Here is an 18,538-nt window from a genome sequence, read left to right as displayed (position 1 = left end):
AGGCACCCTGGAACCGAGCCTTCTTGGCCGGCTCCGCTCCTCGGTCTCCAGACCGAGATATAAATTCTTCTTCAGCATGAATCCGATTTCAGGCGGCGGACGCTTCAGGCGAAGAGGAGCGCCATGTATGCTCATAGATAGAAGAAGGAGGAGGGAAAAGCGGGTGAATCGGGTCGTATATGAAGTCGAACAAGTGAGCCAGCTCTATAAAAAGGGAAAGGTCCAGGCGAATATCGACATTTCGCTCCAGGTGCTGGAGGGCGAGATTTTGGGTGTTCTCGGCCCGAACGGCGCAGGCAAATCGACCTTGATCAAGCAAATGATCGGACATTTGAAGCCGACGTCGGGCTCCGTGCGGTACGAAGGAATCGACGTCAGCCAGCAGTCGAAAAGGGTCGCGCAGCAGGTTGCCTATTATTCGCAGGAGCCGCATGTGCTGTCCTCGCTCCGGGCGCGCGAAGCGCTCGTATTCACCGGCCGGCTGCGGGGGATGGCCAAGGCGGAGGCCGAGCGGCAGGCCGAGGAGCTGCTGGAGCTGATGGGGCTGGCCGATAAGGGGCGGAAGCTGCTGCGGCATCTATCCGGCGGCCAGCGGCGGATGGTCGGCATCGGGACGGTCATGATCGGCCGACTGCCGGTGCTCATATTGGATGAGCCGACGAATGAACTCGACCCGGCCAATCGGCGCCTGGTCTGGAATCTGATCAAGGAGCGCAATAAGCAGGGCGCTACCGTCATTCTCGTCACGCATAATGTGCTCGAGGCGGAGCAGGTTGTCGATCGGGTCGCGGTGATCAATCACGGCCGGCTGCTGGCGAACGATACGGTCGCGAAGCTGAAGCAGAAGGTCGATCAGCGCCTCAAGTTCGAGCTGACGACGGAATTCGGGCGCCGCGAGGATACGATGCGGGCGATGGAGCGTTGGGGGCAGCTGCACGGCAATGGAGAGAACCGGCTTGTCCTGCTGGTGAACAAGGAGGATGCGAGTCAAGTGCTCGATTATATCGTCCATTCTCCGGAATTGCCGATTGAGGAATACGCCGTGAAGCCGCCGAGCCTGGAAGATGTCTATTTTCATATTGATCAAGAGGTAGAAAAGGAGGTGGCGGGAGCATGAATCCGGCGATCGCTCCACATCCGAATTCGGAAGCGTCATCCGCTCCGCTGCAAGGTCCGGGACGCGCGATGACCGAGCTGTCCATTCTGTTCCGCATCCAATTCGCCATCATCCGGGACAGTTGGGCGTGGGTGCTGCTGATGGCGACGATGTTTCCGTTGACGACGATGATGTTCATGACCTTCTTCACGGAGAATCCGAGCGAAGAGATGATTACCCGCATCATTGCGGGCAACCTGATTTTCGGGGTCATCGTGATGGGGATGAACAGCATGGGCCAGGAGATTTCATGGCAAAAGCACCAAGGACACTTTACGTACTACGCTTCGCTCCCGATCTCCAAAATGAGCTTTGTCATCGCCAATCTGCTGCGCGGCTTGATGAGCACGCTGCCGTCTACGGTCATTTTGGCCGTCATCGGAAGCATTGGCTACGGCATCGCCTTTCATTTGTCATGGGGGCTACCGGTTGTCATTATTTTGTCGCTGGCCAGCGTCGTCGGCATCGGGGTGTGCATCGGCTTCTGGTCGCCGAATCATCAGCTGACGAATATGATCTGCCAGGTGCTCATGATGTTCATTACCTTCTTGTCCCCGGTCATGATGGACATTCAACAGCTTCCGCAGCCACTGCAGTGGGTCTCGTATCTGTTCCCGACCACCTACGCGGCGGATGCAATGCGCACCGTGCTGCTGATTGGCTGGACTGACGGCGTCATGTGGAACTGTGTCGTCCTGCTCGTTTACAGCATCGTCACCTTGTTCGTCATTAACAAGCTGGTGAAATGGCGGGTGAGCGAGTAGACGGCAGCACGTGGGGAGGCTGCCCCGCAGGGAAGCAACCTGACGGGAACTAACCTCACGGGAACCGAGCAGGCCATTCGGAATCGCATGCAACAACGCCGGCCCGCTATGCCGGAGACAAGCTTGCTTGTTACGGCTTCTCAGTTGTATGCTCTATATATAAAATTCAAGCGTAACCGTAAAGAAGGGAAAGAGGTTCGTGATCTACGGTATCGGGCATGACATATTGGAGCTGGAGCGGGTTGCCCGCTTGTTGAATGGTTCAAGCGGAGAGCGTTTCCTGCAGCGGATCTTGACCGCGGGCGAGCGGGAGGCGCTTTCGCTGCGGGAAGCGCGCCGGACGGAATGGGTCGCCGGGCGGTTCGCGGCCAAGGAAGCCGTGGTGAAGGCGTTCGGCACCGGATTCGGGCCGATGATTGGCTTCCACGATATCGAAGTGCTGTCCGATGCGCTTGGCAAGCCGCATGCCCGTCTCAGCGAGGCAGCCTGGAGCCGGCTCGGCCTGTCCGGCGCCTCCTGCCGCATTCACGTCAGCATCTCGCATCAGCCAAGCCTTGCTTCGGCGCAGGCGATCGTGGAGCGCCTGCCGGAATAAGGGCCGCTGACACCGCCTTGGGCGGCCTGTCCGATTGCGGAATAACTTATGATCCGCGCAATAAAGCCCTGTTCCCCGATCCTGGGGGGCGGGGCTGCTTTGATGTAAACAGGCGTATATTGCAATCTCAGGGGGCTTCCTACATAATGGGGGTAAATTCCAATGCGTGGCGACGGATATCACCGTGGGAGGAAATGAATATAAATACCGATGACAAAACAAAAACGGACTTGGAGCCTCGCGAAAAAGGTGTATTGGACGACGGCGGTCGGTTTTTTCTTATTCACGGCATTGTTCATGATCATGCAATTGATGTTCTTCGAGCCGTATTCGTTGAAGGTACGGGCAAATGAACTGGAGAAGGAATTCCGCAGCATGTACGAAGAACTGGGGGATGACAAGGTCGATGCCGCGTGGATGAAGCGCATCGCATCGTTCGACATGGAGCATTATTCCTTAACCGGAGTTGTCGTGAAGGATGGGCGGACGGTCAATGTGTTCCTGGGCAGCCGGCCGCAAGCTGCCGCTCCGATGCGTGACGACAGCGATTATCGTATTACGCTGTATCCGACCTTGCCCGGCTCCGAGATTACGCTTCCGGCGCCGGCAAGACCGTCCCACTTTTCCGGCAATGAGCTGGGCGCGAAGATGGACGGGAAGTTGCCGCAGGCAGGAGAAGGCATGCTTCCGGCTATGCCGGTCCAGCCTGCGAGGTGGTTCGGTCCGGAGACGCTGCGTCTGAAATCGGTGCTGCATGAGAAGCTAAAGGACATGCTGCGCAAGCCGCTGCGGCAAGGGATTGCCGTCGAGCTCTACGATCGGGGCATCGACGGAAACCGGAATGAACGGGTGTGGGCCGCCATGGCGCCCATGCCGGACGACGGAGGCAAGCAGCAGTATATGATAACGGTATCCACGCTTCAGCCCGTCTCGGACGCGTCCTCGCTGCTCGGCGGGTTCTACCGTTACTTCTTCCTGGCGGCGATCGTGCTGCTGCTTGGCTTCGCTTTTCTGTTCACGCGCCTGATCTCCCATCCGCTTGTCAAGCTGAACGAGATGGCGAAACGGCTGGCCCGGCTTCATTTCTCCGTGCGGACCGAGATGAGGCGCCAGGATGAGATTGGAGAATTGGCCGCGACCTTCGACTATTTGGCTAACGAGTTGAACGGCATGATGGGAGAGCTGCAGGCGGCGAATGAACAGCTCCAGCGGGACATCGAGAAGGAGAAGCAGTTGGAGCTGCTGCGCAAGCGGTTCGTCGCCAACGTCTCTCACGAGCTGAAGACGCCGGTCAGTCTGATCCAAGGCTACGCGGAAGCGCTCCGCGACAATGTGGGCCAAGGGGCGAAGCGGCATAAGTACGCCTCGGTCATCGTGAACGAAGCGGAGCGGATGTCCCGCCTCGTCAAGGATCTGCTGGATCTGTCCCAACTGGAGAGCGGTCACTTCGATCTCTGGTGGAGTAATGTGCCGCTGCGCTCCACGCTTGCGTACGTGCTGCAATTGGTGGAACCGTTTGCAACGGACCGGGTGCTGCGATTGGACTGGCTGCCGGAGGATGAGGTTATGGTTCGCTCCGATCCGCAGCGGCTGGAGCAGATCGTGACCAATGTGTTGACGAACGCGATTCGCCACACCCCGGAGGGAGGGCGGATCGACATCCGGGTGCAGCGCGGCGCTGAGCCCGGCGTCGTCCGGATTGAAGTTCGGAATGAAGGCCAGCCGATTGCGGAAGAGCATCTTCCCCACGTGTGGGATGCATTCTATCGCGCGGATGCGTCAAGCAGCCGCCAGGGGGGCGGCAACGGCATCGGCCTGTCGATTGTCAAGCATCTGCTTGACCGGCATCAGAGCCGGTATTCCATTGCCAATATCGATGGCGGTGTTATGCTGACCTTTACATTGCCGGTCGCGCCAACCTCGTAATCGCCATCAACACAAAACGGAGACAGGGGCGCACTTCTGCGCTTCCGTCTGCGTTCTGCCTGTCCGGCCCGGCAGCTTGGCCGTGCCCGGCTACTTCTTGCCGGCGAGCCACTCGGCGACCTTGTCAATATCGTCCTGATTGATGTTGCGCTGCGCAGGCATGCGATTGCCCCCGTTCTTGATCGTATTTACGATGTCTTCCTTCGACAGCCGTTCCCCGACCTTTTGCAGGTTCGATTCCGGCCCCATCAAGCCCTGAAGTTGATCGCCGTGGCATTGCATGCAGCGCTGCTTGTAGACGGCGACGGCTTCCTCCGGCCCTTCCAGCGTCGAGGCGGACGACGATCCGCCGCAAGCGGCAAGCAGCATGCTGATTGCGAGCAGCAGCGCTCCGCCTGCCGCGGCGCGCGCCGATAATTTGCGTGTGCGCATGGAACCCTTCCTTTCCCGTACTTTCCGAATTGTCTATGATCTTGTACTCAGTATAGGAAAGGAATTCCTTGAAAAGCAAGCTTTCCGCCGCAATGTTGCAGAAGGTTCACAACTGGCCTACAGCTTCATGCCCATCCGGCTCTTGTACCGTTTGATCAAAATTTGCGTCTCCACGCTCATAATGCCGGGAAGGGGATACAGCTTCTCCTGCAGAAATTGCTCCATCTCCCGGTTCGAAGCGAACAGTCCATGCATATGCAGCTTGCTCGGGCCCGTCATATGATACAGGCTCGTCACGCAGGGCTCATTCGCTAATTGCTCTGCGACCTTCATCAAGTATTGGGGCTCCACCTCGACATTGAAAAAAGCAGAAACCCGGATGCCCAATTTTTCCGGATTAATGACGATCGTGAACTTCTCCAGCAGCCCGTCTTCCATCATCGCCTGTACCCGGGCTTGGACGGCCACGCGGGACAGGTTGACCTTCTTGGCCAGATCGGTATACGAGATCCGGCTGTTGCTGTGCAGCGCCGACAAAATCATCTTATCAATCTCATCGAGCATTGAAGCGGGGATATCGTCGAAGGAGAACATGCGAACACCTCCTGAAGTTCGTTAACCAGCTCTGCCCAACGCCAGACTTATCATCAGAATGACGAAGACGAGCGATGTAATCGCGACATACATATAGTCTTTCTCTTTGGCAAAGACGAAAATCGAAATAAAAACCCGCACGACCGGGGTCATAATGAGAAGCAGCAAGCCGCCCATGATAATCGCATAGGCTCTGCCGGCAGCGATACCTTGTATAATCGCCGTGACGGTGGTCGGATATTCGCCCTCCGGATAGCCGCTTATTCCCGTAACAAGGAACATGATGAGTCCGGTCACAATAACGGCCGCGCTCGTCAGGACGCCGATTCGCAAAAACGAGCTGACCGCGGCTTCGACATCAAGCATTTCCTTCTCTTTATTCTTCGGTTCGTTCATCCTTGACCACCTATCCCTTGTATAATCATTTGGATGGCGACGTAGGCCAGTATCGGTACGAACAGCTTGCGAATCGTTTTGTTTTTCAAACGCTGCATAATGCGCGTGCCCAGGGTGGCTCCGATCAAGACGCCGAGTGCGACCGGTGCGGAAATGACGGGATCGATATCGCCGCGGAACAGATAGACGCCGGCGCTGGCCGCCGCCGTTACTCCCATCATCAGATTGCTGGTCGCGCTGGATACTTTGAGCGGCAGCTTCATGAACAGATCCATGGCCATCACCTTGAAGCTGCCGCTGCCGATGCCAAGCAGGCCCGAGATGACGCCTGCGCCATACATGACGCCGAAGCCGCCGTAAGGGTTGGCCACGGTATAGTGGACTTCCTGCTGAATCGCCTTGTCATAATAATGGCTGTGCAGATTCAGCTTCGTCGCCAACGGATGGGGTTCGACTTCAGCCGGCAGGTCGGATTTGGCCTTTTTCAGCATGGCCAGGGCAGAGTACAGCAGCAGCAGGCCGAAGATAACATAGAGCCAGTCTGGCGCGATTATCGCTCCGAGAAAAGCTCCGGTAATAGCGCCTACCGTTGTCGCAATTTCCAGGAACATGCCGACGCGGAGGTTCGTAATCCGGTCCTTGATATAAGCGATGGCAGATCCGCTGGACGTCGCGATGACGGAGATAATGCTGGCTCCGATGGCATGATTGATGTCGACGCCGAAGAGCAGCGTCAATGCGGGAGTGACGATAATGCCGCCGCCGAGCCCAAGCACGGATCCGACGATGCCGGCCAAGATCGAAATCAGCAGCATTTCAAAAGCAAAGAGAGTCACGAACGCATCTCCTTTCTAAGATAGTAGAAACGGAGGCCAAGGAGAATTATTTTGTTTAATAACTAGAATTATTCCATCATTTCGAATTAACAGCCCCTTGGTTAGGTTTCGATGTGTACAAATATATCATATAATGATTTCGATTTGTTGGTAATTTCAAAAAACAACCTTCTATTTTGGCAGGGTCTTGTTCGCGGTCCCAGCCGGAAGCGGCAAAAAAGCGGGGGAAGGGATTGAACAAATACGTAAGGTTGTTTATCGTTAAGATCGTTAAAAAGTAATCTCCTTAATTTTAAAGAACGAGAACGGGAGGCCGTCATGAACGAACAAAAGCGTTATTTCAGCCGGGAGCTGCTGAGTTGGTACCGTGCGAACCGGCGGGATCTGCCTTGGCGGCGCCATTCGAATCCGTATTATACATGGGTATCGGAAATTATGCTCCAGCAGACTCGCGTCGAGACCGTCAAGCCTTACTTCGAGCGCTTCATCGCTCTTTTCCCGACGGTCGAGGCGCTGGCCGAAGCACCGGAAGAAGAGGTGCTGAAGGCGTGGGAAGGGCTCGGCTACTATTCGCGAGCCCGCAATCTTCAAGCTGCCGCGCGTGAAGTCAAGGAGCAATACGGCGGCAGCATCCCGGACGACAAGGCCAAGGTCTCGGCCTTGAAGGGCATCGGGCCGTATACCGCGGGTGCGATTATGAGCATCGCGTTCAACCGGCCCGAGCCGGCCGTCGATGGCAATGTCATGCGGGTGCTGTCGCGCTACTTCCGCCTGCATGACGACATCGCCAAGGCCGGCACCCGCGCGCACATGGAGCATCTGGCGCAGGAATTGATTCCGGAGGGCTGTGCCTCGGAATTCAACCAGGCGCTGATGGAGCTGGGCGCGCTCGTCTGCACGCCCAAAGCCCCGGCGTGCCTGCCATGCCCGGTCATGGAGCATTGTGCCGGGCGGATTGCCGGCGAGGAACTGATGCTGCCGGTGAAGACCAAAGCGAAGCCGCCGAAGCCGGAGCTCCGCTATGCAGCCCTCGTGGAAGGCGCAGGGGAGCATGCAGGCAAAGTGCTGGTGCGCCAGCGCCCGGACGCCGGACTGTTGGCGCGCATGTGGGAACTGCCCCATTTGCTGGCCCCGAAGACGGGAGGGCTTCTTGATTTGCGCGAGGAAGAAGCGATGGAGACGCTGCGGCAAGGGATGCAGTCGGAGGGCGTACGGCTGAAGCCGCTCGAGCATTGGACCGATGCCGAGCATACGTTCAGCCATATCCACTGGCAGATGCGCGTGTACCGCTGCGGAATAGAAGATGCCTCACAGGCGATTGCCGGCGGCAAATATGCCTGGATCGGGCCGGAAGAGATGGAGCGGCTGGCGTTCCCGAACTTATTTTTACGACTATTGCATGCTTATTTCGCCGAGCAATGACAGCACGGATAACACTTCTGCTGCGTACCTATGATATAATAGACACCATTACGAAAAGGCAGGCCGACGGTAGACGTCATCCTGCCTTTTCGATTTGAAATGAGGGTGTGTGTTCATGGCTCAACGAGAAATCCTTCCTTTTGGGGATCCGATACTGCGAAAAATATGCCGTCCTGTTACCGAAGTGAATAACCGGATTTTGGCCTTGCTCGATGATTTGAAAGATACCCTCTATGCCCGCCCCGGCAGAGCCGGCTTGGCGGCGCCGCAAATCGGCGTGCTGCGGCGCGTGCTCGTCATGGACTGCGGCGAAGGCCTGATTGAATTGATCAACCCGCAGTTGCTGGCGGCCGAGGGGGAAGAAGATGGGATGGAAGCGTGCCTATCCTATCCGGGATATTACGGCCGCGTCAAGCGATATCAATACGTCAAAATCAGCAGTATGGATCGCAACGGGGAGACATTTACACTGGAGGGAGAAAACCTCCTGGCCCGCTGCATCCAGCATGAGATGGACCATCTGGACGGCAAGCTGTTCATTGACCATGTGACCGACAGCCATCTCGTCCACGAAGCCACCCATCAATATGTCCCGCTGCTCGACGTGATTCGCCTCTCGAACGGCCAATAAATCGATGATCGTCATAGTTTCACGTATTGAAAAACTGATCGAACGGTACCACCGCCCGGGTCTGTAACGTTCCCGGCATTCTGTGTGACGAGACCTCCCTGCACGGCGAGTAATGCGATTATTATATTATTCAAGAGGGCAGCCGGGTATTTGATATGGAGCTGGGTAAACCGAACAGAGTGCAGCGTGGCAGTTTAGCAAGTCAAAAGTCGTAAAACAGAAGAAGTGGTGCAGTAGTGATAATGCAATTTATAGTTCTGCAGAAGGCATCTACGCAGAAGACAGTAAGGCAACTGACAGATGATGTCGAAATACTAGCCAGTAAAACAATTTATCTGAATAGTGGATCTAATGCGGCGCCAATGCGGAAGAATCAGGTAGTGTGGGAGAGCTGAATGAGATCCAGGAAGGACGCAGTACAGGACAGTGGGGTTTAAAGTTCTTTTGGCCATTATCCCATCCACTCATAAAAAGGGCATAGGAGCAGTACTGCAGTTCTTGCTGCCTCACAAGTAGACCAACCGAAAAGTTTTCCGAAGAACAAACTACAGCCTATATCACCTCTCTGAGCCTAAGTTATTTGCATCCCCGCTATGCTGCTACGGAACGCTCATCAGGCGAGGGCCGTGTTGAGGGCATGCAGAAAGTTGTTTCAGATGTGCATCCTCCTGAAAGGCCTATTGTAGTGAATGATAGATGGACGTTACACCCATTTTTCATATTTTCATGCGTCGGCATCTGCCTATGCAGCGGAAAATACATAAGAGGCGTTCGAAACATGCGCATCACGGAACGATAGGCATGAACGCAATAAATAGCCCCACGATGATGATCCACGGGTTGCGGCATTATGGCGAAAACAGAACTCATCCAAGTACAACTGGAGGTATGTAGACCCGATGCCGTGAAACTTATCATTCATCCACTTCCAGGCACGCTTGAATGTCTGGCACAGGTATCTGTTGCGCTTGACGTGGAAGTAATAGCGAATAATCGAGACGGTAGAATCGCTATGAGCGTGAAGCTTGGCGAATTCTTCAGAACCTGTGCGCAAGAGCGACTTGCCGGAGCAATAACAACGGTCAACGATCTTCATCTTGATTCTGCGGGTATGGGCTCTCTGTTCTTCCATTTCGATAACAGAAGCTGGATTGCCGTGATCTGAACCGACGAACTCCGCACTGCTCGACTCAGCAACTATGATCGGGCACTCCCGTTCATGGAGAAGGATAGGGGAAAAATAGGGACGTCCATAGAAAGCCACGATGCCATGAACCTCTCCTTTCAACGGCTGACCGGTGTCGGCACGGTTAATAGCTTTTCGAATTTTATGGAGCATGGACCAAGCCGTCTTATATGTCACTTGAATGAGTGAGCGAAGTTCAACCGCATTGAATGATATGTCGGTACGGGAAACAAGCCAGATTGCCGTAAGCCATTTCCACAGCGCCGTACGGCTTCCCTCCATTATCGTCCCTGCAATTAGTGAGGTCTGATGGCGGCAAGCGCGGCAATCATACAGCGGCAGTCGACGCGTCTTGATGACATAAGCCTCGCCATGATGGCAACGGGGGCATACAAACCCAAAAGGCCACTTTATACGAAACAAAAAAGAAATGCACTCGGCTTCGTCTTGTAACAGATGCATCAATTCTTCCACGCTATTAATCGACTCCCAGGCGCGCATGCCGTTCTCCCCCCCTGCAAAAGCAAATGACAGAACATACATTCTGTTTTTATTATACAGAACTAATGTTCCTATTTCAAGTGTTTGTTTGGAAATTTATCCAATAAATTTTGGCTGCCGAGTCCTCCATTATTCTTAAAAATTTCTGAAGCATTTTCAACACGTAATTGAATTGTCTTCGCAACCCGGTTAATAGGTGTAGGGTGCGATTATTGGAGAACAATCATGCTTTGTTGGAACGAATGGTCCTCTATTACCTTTGAGTCACTATCCCATTGAGTCAGCTTGAGTGGAGGGGATAATGATGAAAAGGACCTGAATACAGAGGTTGCTTGATTCGACAAGAGATGGCTCTGTCGGTTATGGGCACATAGAAAGTACAGCGGAAGTGAGCAAAAGTCAGGATAGAAGAGGTGAGCGCTAGACAGGAAAGCGCAGATGGGGAATAGTCTGAGTAGCAAAGGTAAGTACTAGACAGGTAAGCGCAGGTGGGGAATAGTCTGGGTAGCAGAGGTGAGCACTGGACTGGAAAGCACAGGTGGGAAATAGGCAGGATAACGGGAGTAAGCGGCCCCGCGGGTCGAAGGCTCCCCAACTAAGCCGCGCAAAAACCGGAGGCCAGTTGGCCTCCGGGGATGATGCTCCGCGATGGCAAGCTCTTAGAGGCTTCGGTTGGCGTCGGCCCTAATTGGCTTGCATCACTTAGTTGGCGTCGGCTGCGCAGCGGAAGCCGAGGTTGCCGGTGGAGCTGTCGGGGGTGTTTTTGCTCCGTGCGCCGACGCGGTAGCGGTTGCAGTATGATTTGTGGCACAGGTAGGAACCGCCCTTCATGACGCGTTCCGTTCCTGTCCGCGGTCCGCGAGGCTGAACGGCCGGGCCGCGCTCGTTCGGGTTGGCGGTGAACCAATCCGCGCACCATTCCCATACGTTGCCGGCGACGTTGTACAGCCCGTATCCGTTCGGCTCGAAGGTGTCGACGGGAGCGGTGCCGATGTATCCGTCGCTGGCGTTGTTTTTAACAGGGAATTTGCCCTGCCATATGTTGCAGCGATGCTCGCCATCCGGCTTCAGCAGATCGCCCCAAGGATAGCGCCGGCGCTCCAGTCCGCCGCGGGCAGCGAACTCCCACTCGCTCTCGGCCGGGAGGCGCGCGCCAGCCCATTCGCAGTAGGCCTGTGCATCATGCCATGACACGTGAATGACGGGATGGTTCATCCGTTCGGCGACGCTGCTGCCGGGGCCTTCCGGGCGATGCCAGCAGGCCTGGCGAACGCCAAGCCACCATGGGGTTCCCTGCGGGCTGCCGATGATATGCTCCCCTTCCAGCTCGGGAGCAAGCAGATGGAAGACGTAGGACCAGCCGAAGCGCTCCGCTTCGGTTACATAGCCCGTCGCCGCGACGAAGCGGGCGAAGTCTTCATTGGTAACGGCATAAGGTGCGATCCGGAAGGGGCCAACCGTTACTTCCCGAATCGGCCCTTCCCCGTCCGCCGGGAACGCTTCGGCATCCTCGGAGCCCATGGCGAAGGTGCCGCCTTCCAGGCGGATGAAGCTGTCAAGGGACGGACGCGACGCAGCGTTTCCGTCCATATTGGCCAGCAGCCTCCGCGCGGCCTGGACAGACTCATCCGGCGGGACGTCAGCGGCAGTATTGTCCAGGCCTGTCAAAGAAGCAGAGGCATGGAGTCGGGAGCAATCGGGTCCCGCTTGTCCGCTCAGGCGCTCTCCGGCTGCCGGTTCTGCCGAGAGGGAGGTGCCGCGTGCTGCGGCGCAGCAAGGCCGCGGTGAACCATCCGGTTGCTGGTTGATTTGAGTCATCGTGATCGCCTCCTTGGCTGAAATGAAATCGCTTGGACAATACGGATTGGCAATGATATTTTACGTTCTATAGAGAGCTATATCGTGCCACATAGTGCTAAATAGTGCTATACAATTCTATATAGTTCCATATAATGCTAAATAGTGCTAAACAGTTCTATATAGTTCCACATAGTGCTAAATAGTGCTACAGTTCTATATAGTGCTATAGAGTGCTATATCGTGCTCACTATTGTGCGATGCCGCGGGCTCTGGGTATGCGATGTGCTCTCAAGTGTTTGAAGGCATGGGTTTGTACTTAAATTGCTGTAGTTTATCGTCATGCGGCTGTGTGCTAGATCGTCATGCGGCGGCTTCCCCAGCGAGTCCGGGAAGGCAGTGTCACGCTTTAAGGATATTGTACTACATGTGCATCGCCGGGGAAGGTGGGACAGGCGCCGTCAACTGATCCAGCACCATGAGCGCTCCGCCGACCGCCAGGGCGTCTTCGCCGTAGCTGCCCTTGCTGAAGACGACCTGATATTTCGGGTAATGATAGGTTTTGCGAATCGCTGTCTGCGTTGCGGTATAGAAATAGAGATCGTTAATATTCATGAACGGTCCGCCCAGCACGACGCGCTCCGGATGGAGCACATTGAGCAGGTTGGCAAGCCCGACGCCGAAGTAGGTGGCCGCTTGGGTAACCAGCTCGGTGACGAGCGGATCGTGCTTCTTCAGCGCCTCGATAATATGCGGGAATGCGGCAGGCTCCCCGCGGGGCACGATATGCTCGAGCAGGCTGCGCCGGCCGATCCGCAGCATCGCGTTCGCTTCGCGCTCCAGCGCGTAGATGGTGGCATAGGAGTCGAGGCACCCGTAATTGCCGTTCGCGGAGCGGTTAGGGATGCCGTCGGCCTGAATGATCATTTGGCCGAGCGCGCCCTCCATGTCGACGGCTCCGTAGATGAGCTTGCCGTCGGACATCATCGCCGAGCGGAGGCCGATCCCGACATGAACGTACAGCATGTGGCGCACGTCCATGGAGCGGTTCGCCCAGGCCTCGGCCCGGATGGCGGTATTCGCGCCGTTGTCCAGCAGCACGGGAAGCTGCAGCCGCCGCTTCAGCTCGGCGACGATAGGCACGTTCTCCCACCCGGGCGCAGGGAAATATTCCGGTTGCAAAATGACGCCGTCAAACCGGTTGAGCGGTCCGACAGCGCCAATGCCAAGACCGAGTGCCGTATCCGAATTCATCCGGTACTCGTCCATCCATGTATGAATATGGGCCGTTACGCGCTCCATAAGCCGCTCCGGCGTCATCTGGCCGTTCATCTCGATGACGTGGGCCGCCTTCATCTGTCCGGCCGTGTCCAGCAGGACGAGCCGGGATGAGGTCCGGGAGATATCAAGCCCGAATGCATAGCCGTATTCCGCGCGGACACGGTACAGAATCGGACGGCGTCCGCCCGTGGAGGCGCCGAAGCCGCTCTCCACAATAAGGCCGAGCGCCGCCAGTTCCTCGAGCACACGGGTCAGCGTGCTGACGGTAAGCCCGCTCTCGCTGACCAGATCATTTTTCGATATTTCCGGCGCCCGGCGGATTCGTTGAAACAGTTCTTTTCCCTTTTTGGAAGGGATGCGTTGCTCCAATGCATTACCCATAGGTTACCATCCCCGCTATTCCAGACAATATGATGACCGTGATCGGATGCAATCGAAGCCGAATCAGTGCGAACAAGGCTGCGATAAACAAAATGATCGGCCAGGCCGAACTGATGGTCCAGCCGTTCAGGTAGCCTGCGTTGCGCGTCATGTTGACGGCCGCCAATGCAATCAGCGCCACGACGGCAGGCTTCATTCCGTCCAGTGCGGACTGCACCCAATGATTATCATACACGCGATAGAAAAATGTGGCAACGAAGAACATGATGATGGCCGACGGCAGCGCGATGCCGAACGCGGCCATGAGGCTGCCCGGCCAGCCCGCCGCGGTATAGCCGACGTATACGGCGCTGTTCATCGCGATAGGCCCGGGAGCCATCCCGGCCAAGGCGACGGCTTCCGTATATTGCGAGGCGGTCAGCCATTGATGGCTCAGCGCTTCATGCTCGATCACCGGCAGCATGGCATAGCCGCCGCCGAACGAGACGAAGCCCAGCTTGAAAAACGTCCAAAATAAGTCCCATAGCATGCTGCATCCTTCTTTCCGGGCGAATCGGGATTGATCATCTATCCTTGTTCCTGCTTGACCTGGCGGGAGGAGGAAGGAGGATGGAGCGAAGAGGCGGCATAGGGGCCCTCATGGCGACGCAGTCTGCGGTGCCGGAACCATTCTGCCACGAGGCCCGCAGCCGCTCCGATGGCAAGCACGGCAATCGGATTGAACGGGATCCACAGCAGCAGGGCCGCGGACAATAAGGAGACCGTCCAGCCGAAAACGTGACGCAAGGCATCTCTTCCCATGCTGAAGGCGGCGTATACGATCAGGGCGATGACCGTCGGCTTAATGCCCGCAAGCGCTCCCTGCACGTAAGGATTGGTACGGAACCAGGCGGCGGCCATCCCGAGCGCAAGCATGATGAGGACGGTGGGCAAGGCAATCCCCGTAATGGCTGCGATCAGGCCGGGAAGGCCGGCAATCCGGTAGCCGACAAGAGCGGCAACATTCAGGCCGATCCCCCCAGGGGCGGCGCCGGACAAGGCGGTGATTTCGCCCATTTCCTGTTCATCAAGCCAGCGGCGCTTCCGAGTCACTTCCCGATCGATGACCGGCAGGATCGCATACCCGCCGCCGAAGGTGGTCGGACCGATTTTGAGAAACGAAATAAATAATTGCAATAGAAGGGCGGGATAACCCGGTAATTTTCTGGCGATCGGAGTGTCGCTCATCGCTTCATCCCCATTCTTGTGACTGACATGCTTTGCTATGTCTCTTCTGCTAGTATAACCGACTTTTATCCAAAATGGAATAAAGTTAAAAGACGAAGGGCGTTATTTCCAAGAAAAAGCTTGTTTTGGACTGGATTTGAAGCAGGAGTGGGAGAAATTTAACCGTTCTTTCGTTCGTTATGATAAAATGATTGCAGAATGATAGGGCTTACAATCGAACTTATCTTTTAGAGGCAAAGGAGATGGAACGATGACAGTCAACAAGACGGCGCGTCCCAACGTTCTTCTAATCACGGTGGATCAAATGCGCTTCGATTGCTTGAGCATCGCCGGGCATCCGCTGGTCGAGACGCCGAACCTGGATGAGATGGCCCGAACCGGCGTCCGGTTCGATCGCGCCTATACGGCGACCCCGTCCTGCGTTCCGGCGCGGGCGGCGATTTTTACAGGGCAGTCGCAGACCTCCCATGGGCGGGTAGGCTACCGGGATTGCGTACCCTGGAATTATGGGACGACGCTACCGGGCGAATTGGCGAGCGCAGGCTACCATACCCAGTGTGTCGGAAAAATGCATGTCTATCCGGCGCGAAATTTGCTCGGCTTCCATAACGTCGTGCTGCATGACGGCTATTTGCACCATAATCGGAACCGCAGCACGCCATCGCAGGCTTATTTCGATGAAGTGGACGATTATGTAACCTGGCTAAGAGAACGCGTCCCCGGCGCCGATCTGACCGACCTCGGTCTGGATTGCAACGCTTCGACGGTGGCCCGTCCGTGGCATCTGCCCGAGATGCTGCATCCGACCAATTGGACGGTTACGCAGTCCATCGATTTTGTGCGGCGCCGCGATCCGGGCAAGCCGTTCTTCCTCTGGATGTCGTTCGTGCGCCCGCATCCGCCCTTCGATCCGCCGCAGGCGTATCTCGATATGTACAAGGATGAGGAGATTCCGGATCCGCCGGTCGGGGATTGGGCGGGCACGGAGGATGAAGCGCGGGAAGGTCTCAGCCCGATTACGTCCCGCGGCATTGTGCCGAAGCGGAGGCTGAAGCAGGCGATGGCCGCCTATTATGCGCTGATTACGCATCTCGATCATCAGATCGGCCGCTTCCTGCAAGTGCTGGACGAATACGGAGAACTGCGGAATACGGTCATCCTGTTCACGTCCGATCACGGGGAGCTGCTGGGCGACCATAATTTGTTCCGCAAGTCGCTGCCGTATGAAGGAAGCGCCCGCGTGCCGTTCATTGTGAACGATCCGGGCAACCGGCTCGGCTTGAAGCGGGGCAGCGTCGTCGAGGATGTCGTCGAGATGCGGGATATTATGCCGACGCTGCTCGATGCCGCGGGCGTGCCGATCCCGGCGGGCGTGGACGGGAAGAGCGTGCTTGCGGCGGCGCGCGGCCGGGAGCGGGAATGGCGCGACTATTTGCACGGGGAGCACGCACAGGGAATGGCTTCGACGCACTGGGTGACGAACGGCAAGGAGAAGTTTATCTGGTATTCCCAGACCGGCGTGGAGCAATATTTTGATCTCGTTCATGATCCGCAGGAGCTTCACAATGCGATCGGCGATGCCGCCGTCCAGGAGCGGGTGGCGTATTGGCGGCAGGTGCTCGTGCGGGAGCTGAAGGACAGGGAAGAAGGTTACAGCGACGGGGAAAAGCTGATTACCGGATGTACGCCGGTCGCGTGTCTGTCTCATATTTTATAAGGAACAAGGCTAGCCTCAAGGAAATCGGGCTGGCCTTGCGGCTTAATATCGCTGCAAAATAAGCTGGGTCTTCAATTGGTCGACCGGGAGCAGCCAGCCCGCTTGGGCCAGGTCGGCTTCCAGCGCCGCGCTGTAGCCGAAGAAATGATAATCCGGGTCCATCCAGTCCTTGTACAGCTTATCGGCGCCTGCGGCCTCCTTGTAGCTCTGCGTCCACCCGGCCGATTTCATTCCCATCGCGGACGGCCAGGAGGCGAGGATGACGACATCGGCAACCGGATTGCTCTTTTCCGCTTCCAGCCGCGCCAGCACCTTGCCGGTCGTGCCTTCGAACTGCTCGATCGCGATGCCGGTCTTCGCTTCGAAGCCCTTCTTGATCGCTTCGGATAAATTTTGGGGCCCGGCGGTGTAAATGACCAGCTTGGCGCTGTCGCCGGGGTCTGTCTTCGCGGCCTGCGGCGCGGCGGGCGCGGCTTCGCCGGATTGGGCGGTCGGCGCGGCCGAGCCGCAAGCGACGGTCAGCCAGGCCAGCATCAGCACGGTCAATAACGACATCATGCGCAGGGAGAAGGGTCCGTTCTTTTTTATACTGCAATGTCCTCCTTCATGTTCATGCCATGGATATGCTGCGGGGAGACGTATACGGTGACAGGGGCTCCGACAGGCAGCCGTTCCTGGTGATAGGCCGTCCACACGCCGTGGGGCTCCACTTCAATATGCAGCTCGTACCGTTCTCCCATATAGCCGGTGTGAATCACTTTGCCCTTCCAGGAGCGATCGTGCGCGTTCCCCGTCCAGCGGATATGCTCCGGACGGAACATCTCCAGCTCTCCGTCAATCCAGTTCGATCGGCCGACGAAGCGGGCGACGAACGGATCGGCGGGAGTGCGGTAAACATGCTCAGGCGCGGCCGCCTGAAGGATCTTTCCGCCCTGCATGACGATTATCCGATCGGACATCGACATCGCTTCGGACTGGTCATGCGTCACATACAGGGCGGTCATGCCGAGAGCGCGGACCAAAGCCATCAGCTCCGCCTTCATCTCTTCCCGCAGCACGGCGTCGAGCGCGCTGAGCGGCTCGTCGAACAGAATGAGCTGCGGCTCGGTCACGATCGCGCGGGCGAAAGCGACCCGCTGCTGCTGCCCGCCGGACAACTGGGACGGGCGCCGCTGCTCGAAGCCGGCGAGGCGGACCAAGCGAATCGCTTCCTGCACCTTGTCCTTCAAGCCGGCGGTGCGCCCGGCCGCCCGCAGCCCGAAGGCGACATTTTCGAATACGGTCATATGCGGCCACAGGGCGAAATCTTGAAATACCATGCCGAGCCCCCGCTTGTGAACCGGCTTGTGAACTCGCTTCGCCGCCGAGAAGATCGTCTCTTCCCCGAAGTGGATCTCTCCGCTGTCCGGGGTCTCGAGACCGGCGATCAGGCGGAGCAGCGTCGTCTTGCCGCAGCCGGAAGGGCCGAGCAGCGTCGTGAACTCTCCGGACCGAATCGTGAGCGATACGTTCTGAAGGGCCGGCGCGTGGCCGAAGGACTTGGTCAAGCTCTCGATATGAACATTCATGAGATGGTGCCTCCTTGCATTCTCTTGCCTTCAATTAGCCTCATTCGATTAGCCTCATTGTACGGGCGGAAGTTCATGCTAATGTTTTCGTGATGTAAAGGTATAGTTAAAGTTTTTGTTAATCTCTT

The 18,538-nt window shown here is 56.8% G+C and carries 17 protein-coding genes and 1 pseudogene; 7 read left to right on the top strand and 11 right to left on the bottom strand.

The features are described 5' to 3' along the window. Positions 1 to 163: 163 nt before the first annotated feature. The 4 genes from ABD76_RS07250 to ABD76_RS07235 all read left to right on the top strand — a co-directional run bounded on the left by ABD76_RS07250 (position 164) and on the right by ABD76_RS07235 (position 4,441). The gene (locus ABD76_RS07250; protein WP_197255551.1) at positions 164 to 1,117 is read left to right on the top strand and encodes an ATP-binding cassette domain-containing protein; all 954 of its coding nucleotides are present in this window, start codon (positions 164 to 166) and stop codon (positions 1,115 to 1,117) included. Further along, positions 1,114 to 1,920 (top strand): ABC transporter permease, encoded by an 807-nt coding sequence (locus ABD76_RS07245; RefSeq protein ID WP_197255549.1) that lies wholly within the window; start codon positions 1,114 to 1,116, stop codon positions 1,918 to 1,920. Before ABD76_RS07250 ends, ABD76_RS07245 begins: the two co-directional genes overlap by 4 nt. A gap of 199 nt (positions 1,921 to 2,119) precedes the next feature. Beyond that, the gene (acpS, locus tag ABD76_RS07240) at positions 2,120 to 2,515 is read left to right on the top strand and encodes a holo-ACP synthase (RefSeq protein ID WP_197255547.1); all 396 of its coding nucleotides are present in this window, start codon (positions 2,120 to 2,122) and stop codon (positions 2,513 to 2,515) included. Between the two features lie 210 nt (positions 2,516 to 2,725). Beyond that, the gene (locus tag ABD76_RS07235) at positions 2,726 to 4,441 is read left to right on the top strand and encodes a sensor histidine kinase (protein ID WP_197255545.1); all 1,716 of its coding nucleotides are present in this window, start codon (positions 2,726 to 2,728) and stop codon (positions 4,439 to 4,441) included. Positions 4,442 to 4,531: 90 nt separating this feature from the next. Here ABD76_RS07235 and ABD76_RS07230 read toward each other — a convergent pair whose 3' ends face one another. The 4 genes from ABD76_RS07230 to ABD76_RS07215 form a co-directional block, all read right to left on the bottom strand. Next, on the bottom strand, positions 4,532 to 4,873 hold the full coding sequence (locus ABD76_RS07230) for a c-type cytochrome (protein WP_197255543.1): 342 nt from the start codon (positions 4,871 to 4,873) through the stop codon (positions 4,532 to 4,534). Positions 4,874 to 4,990: 117 nt separating this feature from the next. Next, on the bottom strand, positions 4,991 to 5,467 hold the full coding sequence (locus ABD76_RS07225) for a chromate efflux transcriptional regulator ChrS (RefSeq protein ID WP_197255541.1): 477 nt from the start codon (positions 5,465 to 5,467) through the stop codon (positions 4,991 to 4,993). 21 nt (positions 5,468 to 5,488) lie between these two features. Continuing rightward, a complete protein-coding gene (locus ABD76_RS07220; protein ID WP_197255539.1) occupies positions 5,489 to 5,863 on the bottom strand; it encodes a DUF1634 domain-containing protein in 375 nt (124 codons plus the stop codon). Next, entirely contained in the window at positions 5,860 to 6,678 is an 819-nt protein-coding gene (locus ABD76_RS07215) for a sulfite exporter TauE/SafE family protein (protein WP_206765560.1), read from the bottom strand. Before ABD76_RS07215 ends, ABD76_RS07220 begins: the two co-directional genes overlap by 4 nt. Positions 6,679 to 7,017: 339 nt before the next feature. On the opposite strand from ABD76_RS07215, the gene mutY reads away from it, so the two are divergent. Together mutY and def are read left to right on the top strand one after the other, a co-directional pair. Next, a complete protein-coding gene (gene mutY / locus ABD76_RS07210) occupies positions 7,018 to 8,121 on the top strand; it encodes an A/G-specific adenine glycosylase (RefSeq protein WP_197255535.1) in 1,104 nt (367 codons plus the stop codon). 115 nt (positions 8,122 to 8,236) lie between these two features. Further along, positions 8,237 to 8,752, top strand: coding sequence for a peptide deformylase (gene def / locus ABD76_RS07205; RefSeq protein ID WP_197255533.1), 516 nt, complete (start codon positions 8,237 to 8,239; stop codon positions 8,750 to 8,752). Positions 8,753 to 9,494: 742 nt separating this feature from the next. On the opposite strand, the gene ABD76_RS07200 is transcribed toward def, so the two are convergent. The 5 genes and pseudogenes from ABD76_RS07200 to ABD76_RS07180 all read right to left on the bottom strand — a co-directional run bounded on the left by ABD76_RS07200 (position 9,495) and on the right by ABD76_RS07180 (position 15,125). Continuing rightward, positions 9,495 to 10,439, bottom strand: a complete 945-nt coding sequence (locus ABD76_RS07200; RefSeq protein WP_197255531.1) for a transposase — start codon at positions 10,437 to 10,439, stop codon at positions 9,495 to 9,497. Between the two features lie 702 nt (positions 10,440 to 11,141). Then, positions 11,142 to 11,990, bottom strand: a pseudogene (locus ABD76_RS07195) (formylglycine-generating enzyme family protein); the annotation flags it as partial. A 669-nt stretch (positions 11,991 to 12,659) separates the two neighbouring features. After that, complete coding sequence (locus tag ABD76_RS07190; protein ID WP_197255527.1) at positions 12,660 to 13,898, bottom strand: ROK family protein; 1,239 nt, start codon at positions 13,896 to 13,898, stop codon at positions 12,660 to 12,662. Continuing rightward, complete coding sequence (locus ABD76_RS07185) at positions 13,891 to 14,427, bottom strand: chromate transporter (RefSeq protein ID WP_197255525.1); 537 nt, start codon at positions 14,425 to 14,427, stop codon at positions 13,891 to 13,893. The genes ABD76_RS07190 and ABD76_RS07185 overlap by 8 nt, the downstream gene beginning before the upstream one ends. 38 nt (positions 14,428 to 14,465) lie before the next feature. Next, positions 14,466 to 15,125 (bottom strand): chromate transporter, encoded by a 660-nt coding sequence (locus ABD76_RS07180; RefSeq protein ID WP_197255523.1) that lies wholly within the window; start codon positions 15,123 to 15,125, stop codon positions 14,466 to 14,468. 250 nt (positions 15,126 to 15,375) lie between these two features. Between ABD76_RS07180 and ABD76_RS07175 the strand changes: the two genes are divergently transcribed. Then, on the top strand, positions 15,376 to 16,842 hold the full coding sequence (locus tag ABD76_RS07175) for an arylsulfatase (protein ID WP_197255521.1): 1,467 nt from the start codon (positions 15,376 to 15,378) through the stop codon (positions 16,840 to 16,842). Between the two features lie 42 nt (positions 16,843 to 16,884). Here ABD76_RS07175 and ABD76_RS07170 read toward each other — a convergent pair whose 3' ends face one another. Both ABD76_RS07170 and ABD76_RS07165 read right to left on the bottom strand, forming a co-directional pair. Continuing rightward, positions 16,885 to 17,400 (bottom strand): type 2 periplasmic-binding domain-containing protein, encoded by a 516-nt coding sequence (locus ABD76_RS07170; protein ID WP_197255519.1) that lies wholly within the window; start codon positions 17,398 to 17,400, stop codon positions 16,885 to 16,887. A 26-nt stretch (positions 17,401 to 17,426) separates the two neighbouring features. Further along, positions 17,427 to 18,410: an ABC transporter ATP-binding protein gene (locus ABD76_RS07165; RefSeq protein ID WP_197255517.1), complete on the bottom strand. Its 984-nt coding sequence runs from the start codon at positions 18,408 to 18,410 to the stop codon at positions 17,427 to 17,429. Positions 18,411 to 18,538 lie beyond the last annotated feature (128 nt).

This window comes from Paenibacillus dendritiformis, from assembly GCF_015845845.1.
Taxonomy (GTDB): domain Bacteria; phylum Bacillota; class Bacilli; order Paenibacillales; family Paenibacillaceae; genus Paenibacillus_B; species Paenibacillus_B dendritiformis_C.
The sequence above is the reverse complement of the archived record's forward strand: the minus strand, read 5'-3'. Positions and strand labels throughout refer to the sequence as shown.

Excerpts from the sequence above, each read along its gene's own strand:
- ABD76_RS07245 (WP_197255549.1), top strand. The coding sequence starts at position 1,114 with ATGAATCCGGCGATCGCTCCACATCCGAATTCGGAAGCGTCATCCGCT.
- ABD76_RS07220 (WP_197255539.1), bottom strand. The coding sequence starts at position 5,863 with ATGAACGAACCGAAGAATAAAGAGAAGGAAATGCTTGATGTCGAAGCC.
- ABD76_RS07230 (WP_197255543.1), bottom strand. The coding sequence starts at position 4,873 with ATGCGCACACGCAAATTATCGGCGCGCGCCGCGGCAGGCGGAGCGCTG.
- ABD76_RS07165 (WP_197255517.1), bottom strand. The coding sequence starts at position 18,410 with ATGAATGTTCATATCGAGAGCTTGACCAAGTCCTTCGGCCACGCGCCG.
- ABD76_RS07215 (WP_206765560.1), bottom strand. The coding sequence starts at position 6,678 with ATGCTGCTGATTTCGATCTTGGCCGGCATCGTCGGATCCGTGCTTGGG.
- def (WP_197255533.1), top strand. The coding sequence starts at position 8,237 with ATGGCTCAACGAGAAATCCTTCCTTTTGGGGATCCGATACTGCGAAAA.
- ABD76_RS07170 (WP_197255519.1), bottom strand. The coding sequence starts at position 17,400 with ATGATGTCGTTATTGACCGTGCTGATGCTGGCCTGGCTGACCGTCGCT.
- ABD76_RS07200 (WP_197255531.1), bottom strand. The coding sequence starts at position 10,439 with ATGCGCGCCTGGGAGTCGATTAATAGCGTGGAAGAATTGATGCATCTG.
- mutY (WP_197255535.1), top strand. The coding sequence starts at position 7,018 with ATGAACGAACAAAAGCGTTATTTCAGCCGGGAGCTGCTGAGTTGGTAC.
- ABD76_RS07175 (WP_197255521.1), top strand. The coding sequence starts at position 15,376 with ATGACAGTCAACAAGACGGCGCGTCCCAACGTTCTTCTAATCACGGTG.
- ABD76_RS07180 (WP_197255523.1), bottom strand. The coding sequence starts at position 15,125 with ATGAGCGACACTCCGATCGCCAGAAAATTACCGGGTTATCCCGCCCTT.
- ABD76_RS07235 (WP_197255545.1), top strand. The coding sequence starts at position 2,726 with ATGACAAAACAAAAACGGACTTGGAGCCTCGCGAAAAAGGTGTATTGG.
- ABD76_RS07185 (WP_197255525.1), bottom strand. The coding sequence starts at position 14,427 with ATGCTATGGGACTTATTTTGGACGTTTTTCAAGCTGGGCTTCGTCTCG.
- ABD76_RS07190 (WP_197255527.1), bottom strand. The coding sequence starts at position 13,898 with ATGGGTAATGCATTGGAGCAACGCATCCCTTCCAAAAAGGGAAAAGAA.
- ABD76_RS07225 (WP_197255541.1), bottom strand. The coding sequence starts at position 5,467 with ATGTTCTCCTTCGACGATATCCCCGCTTCAATGCTCGATGAGATTGAT.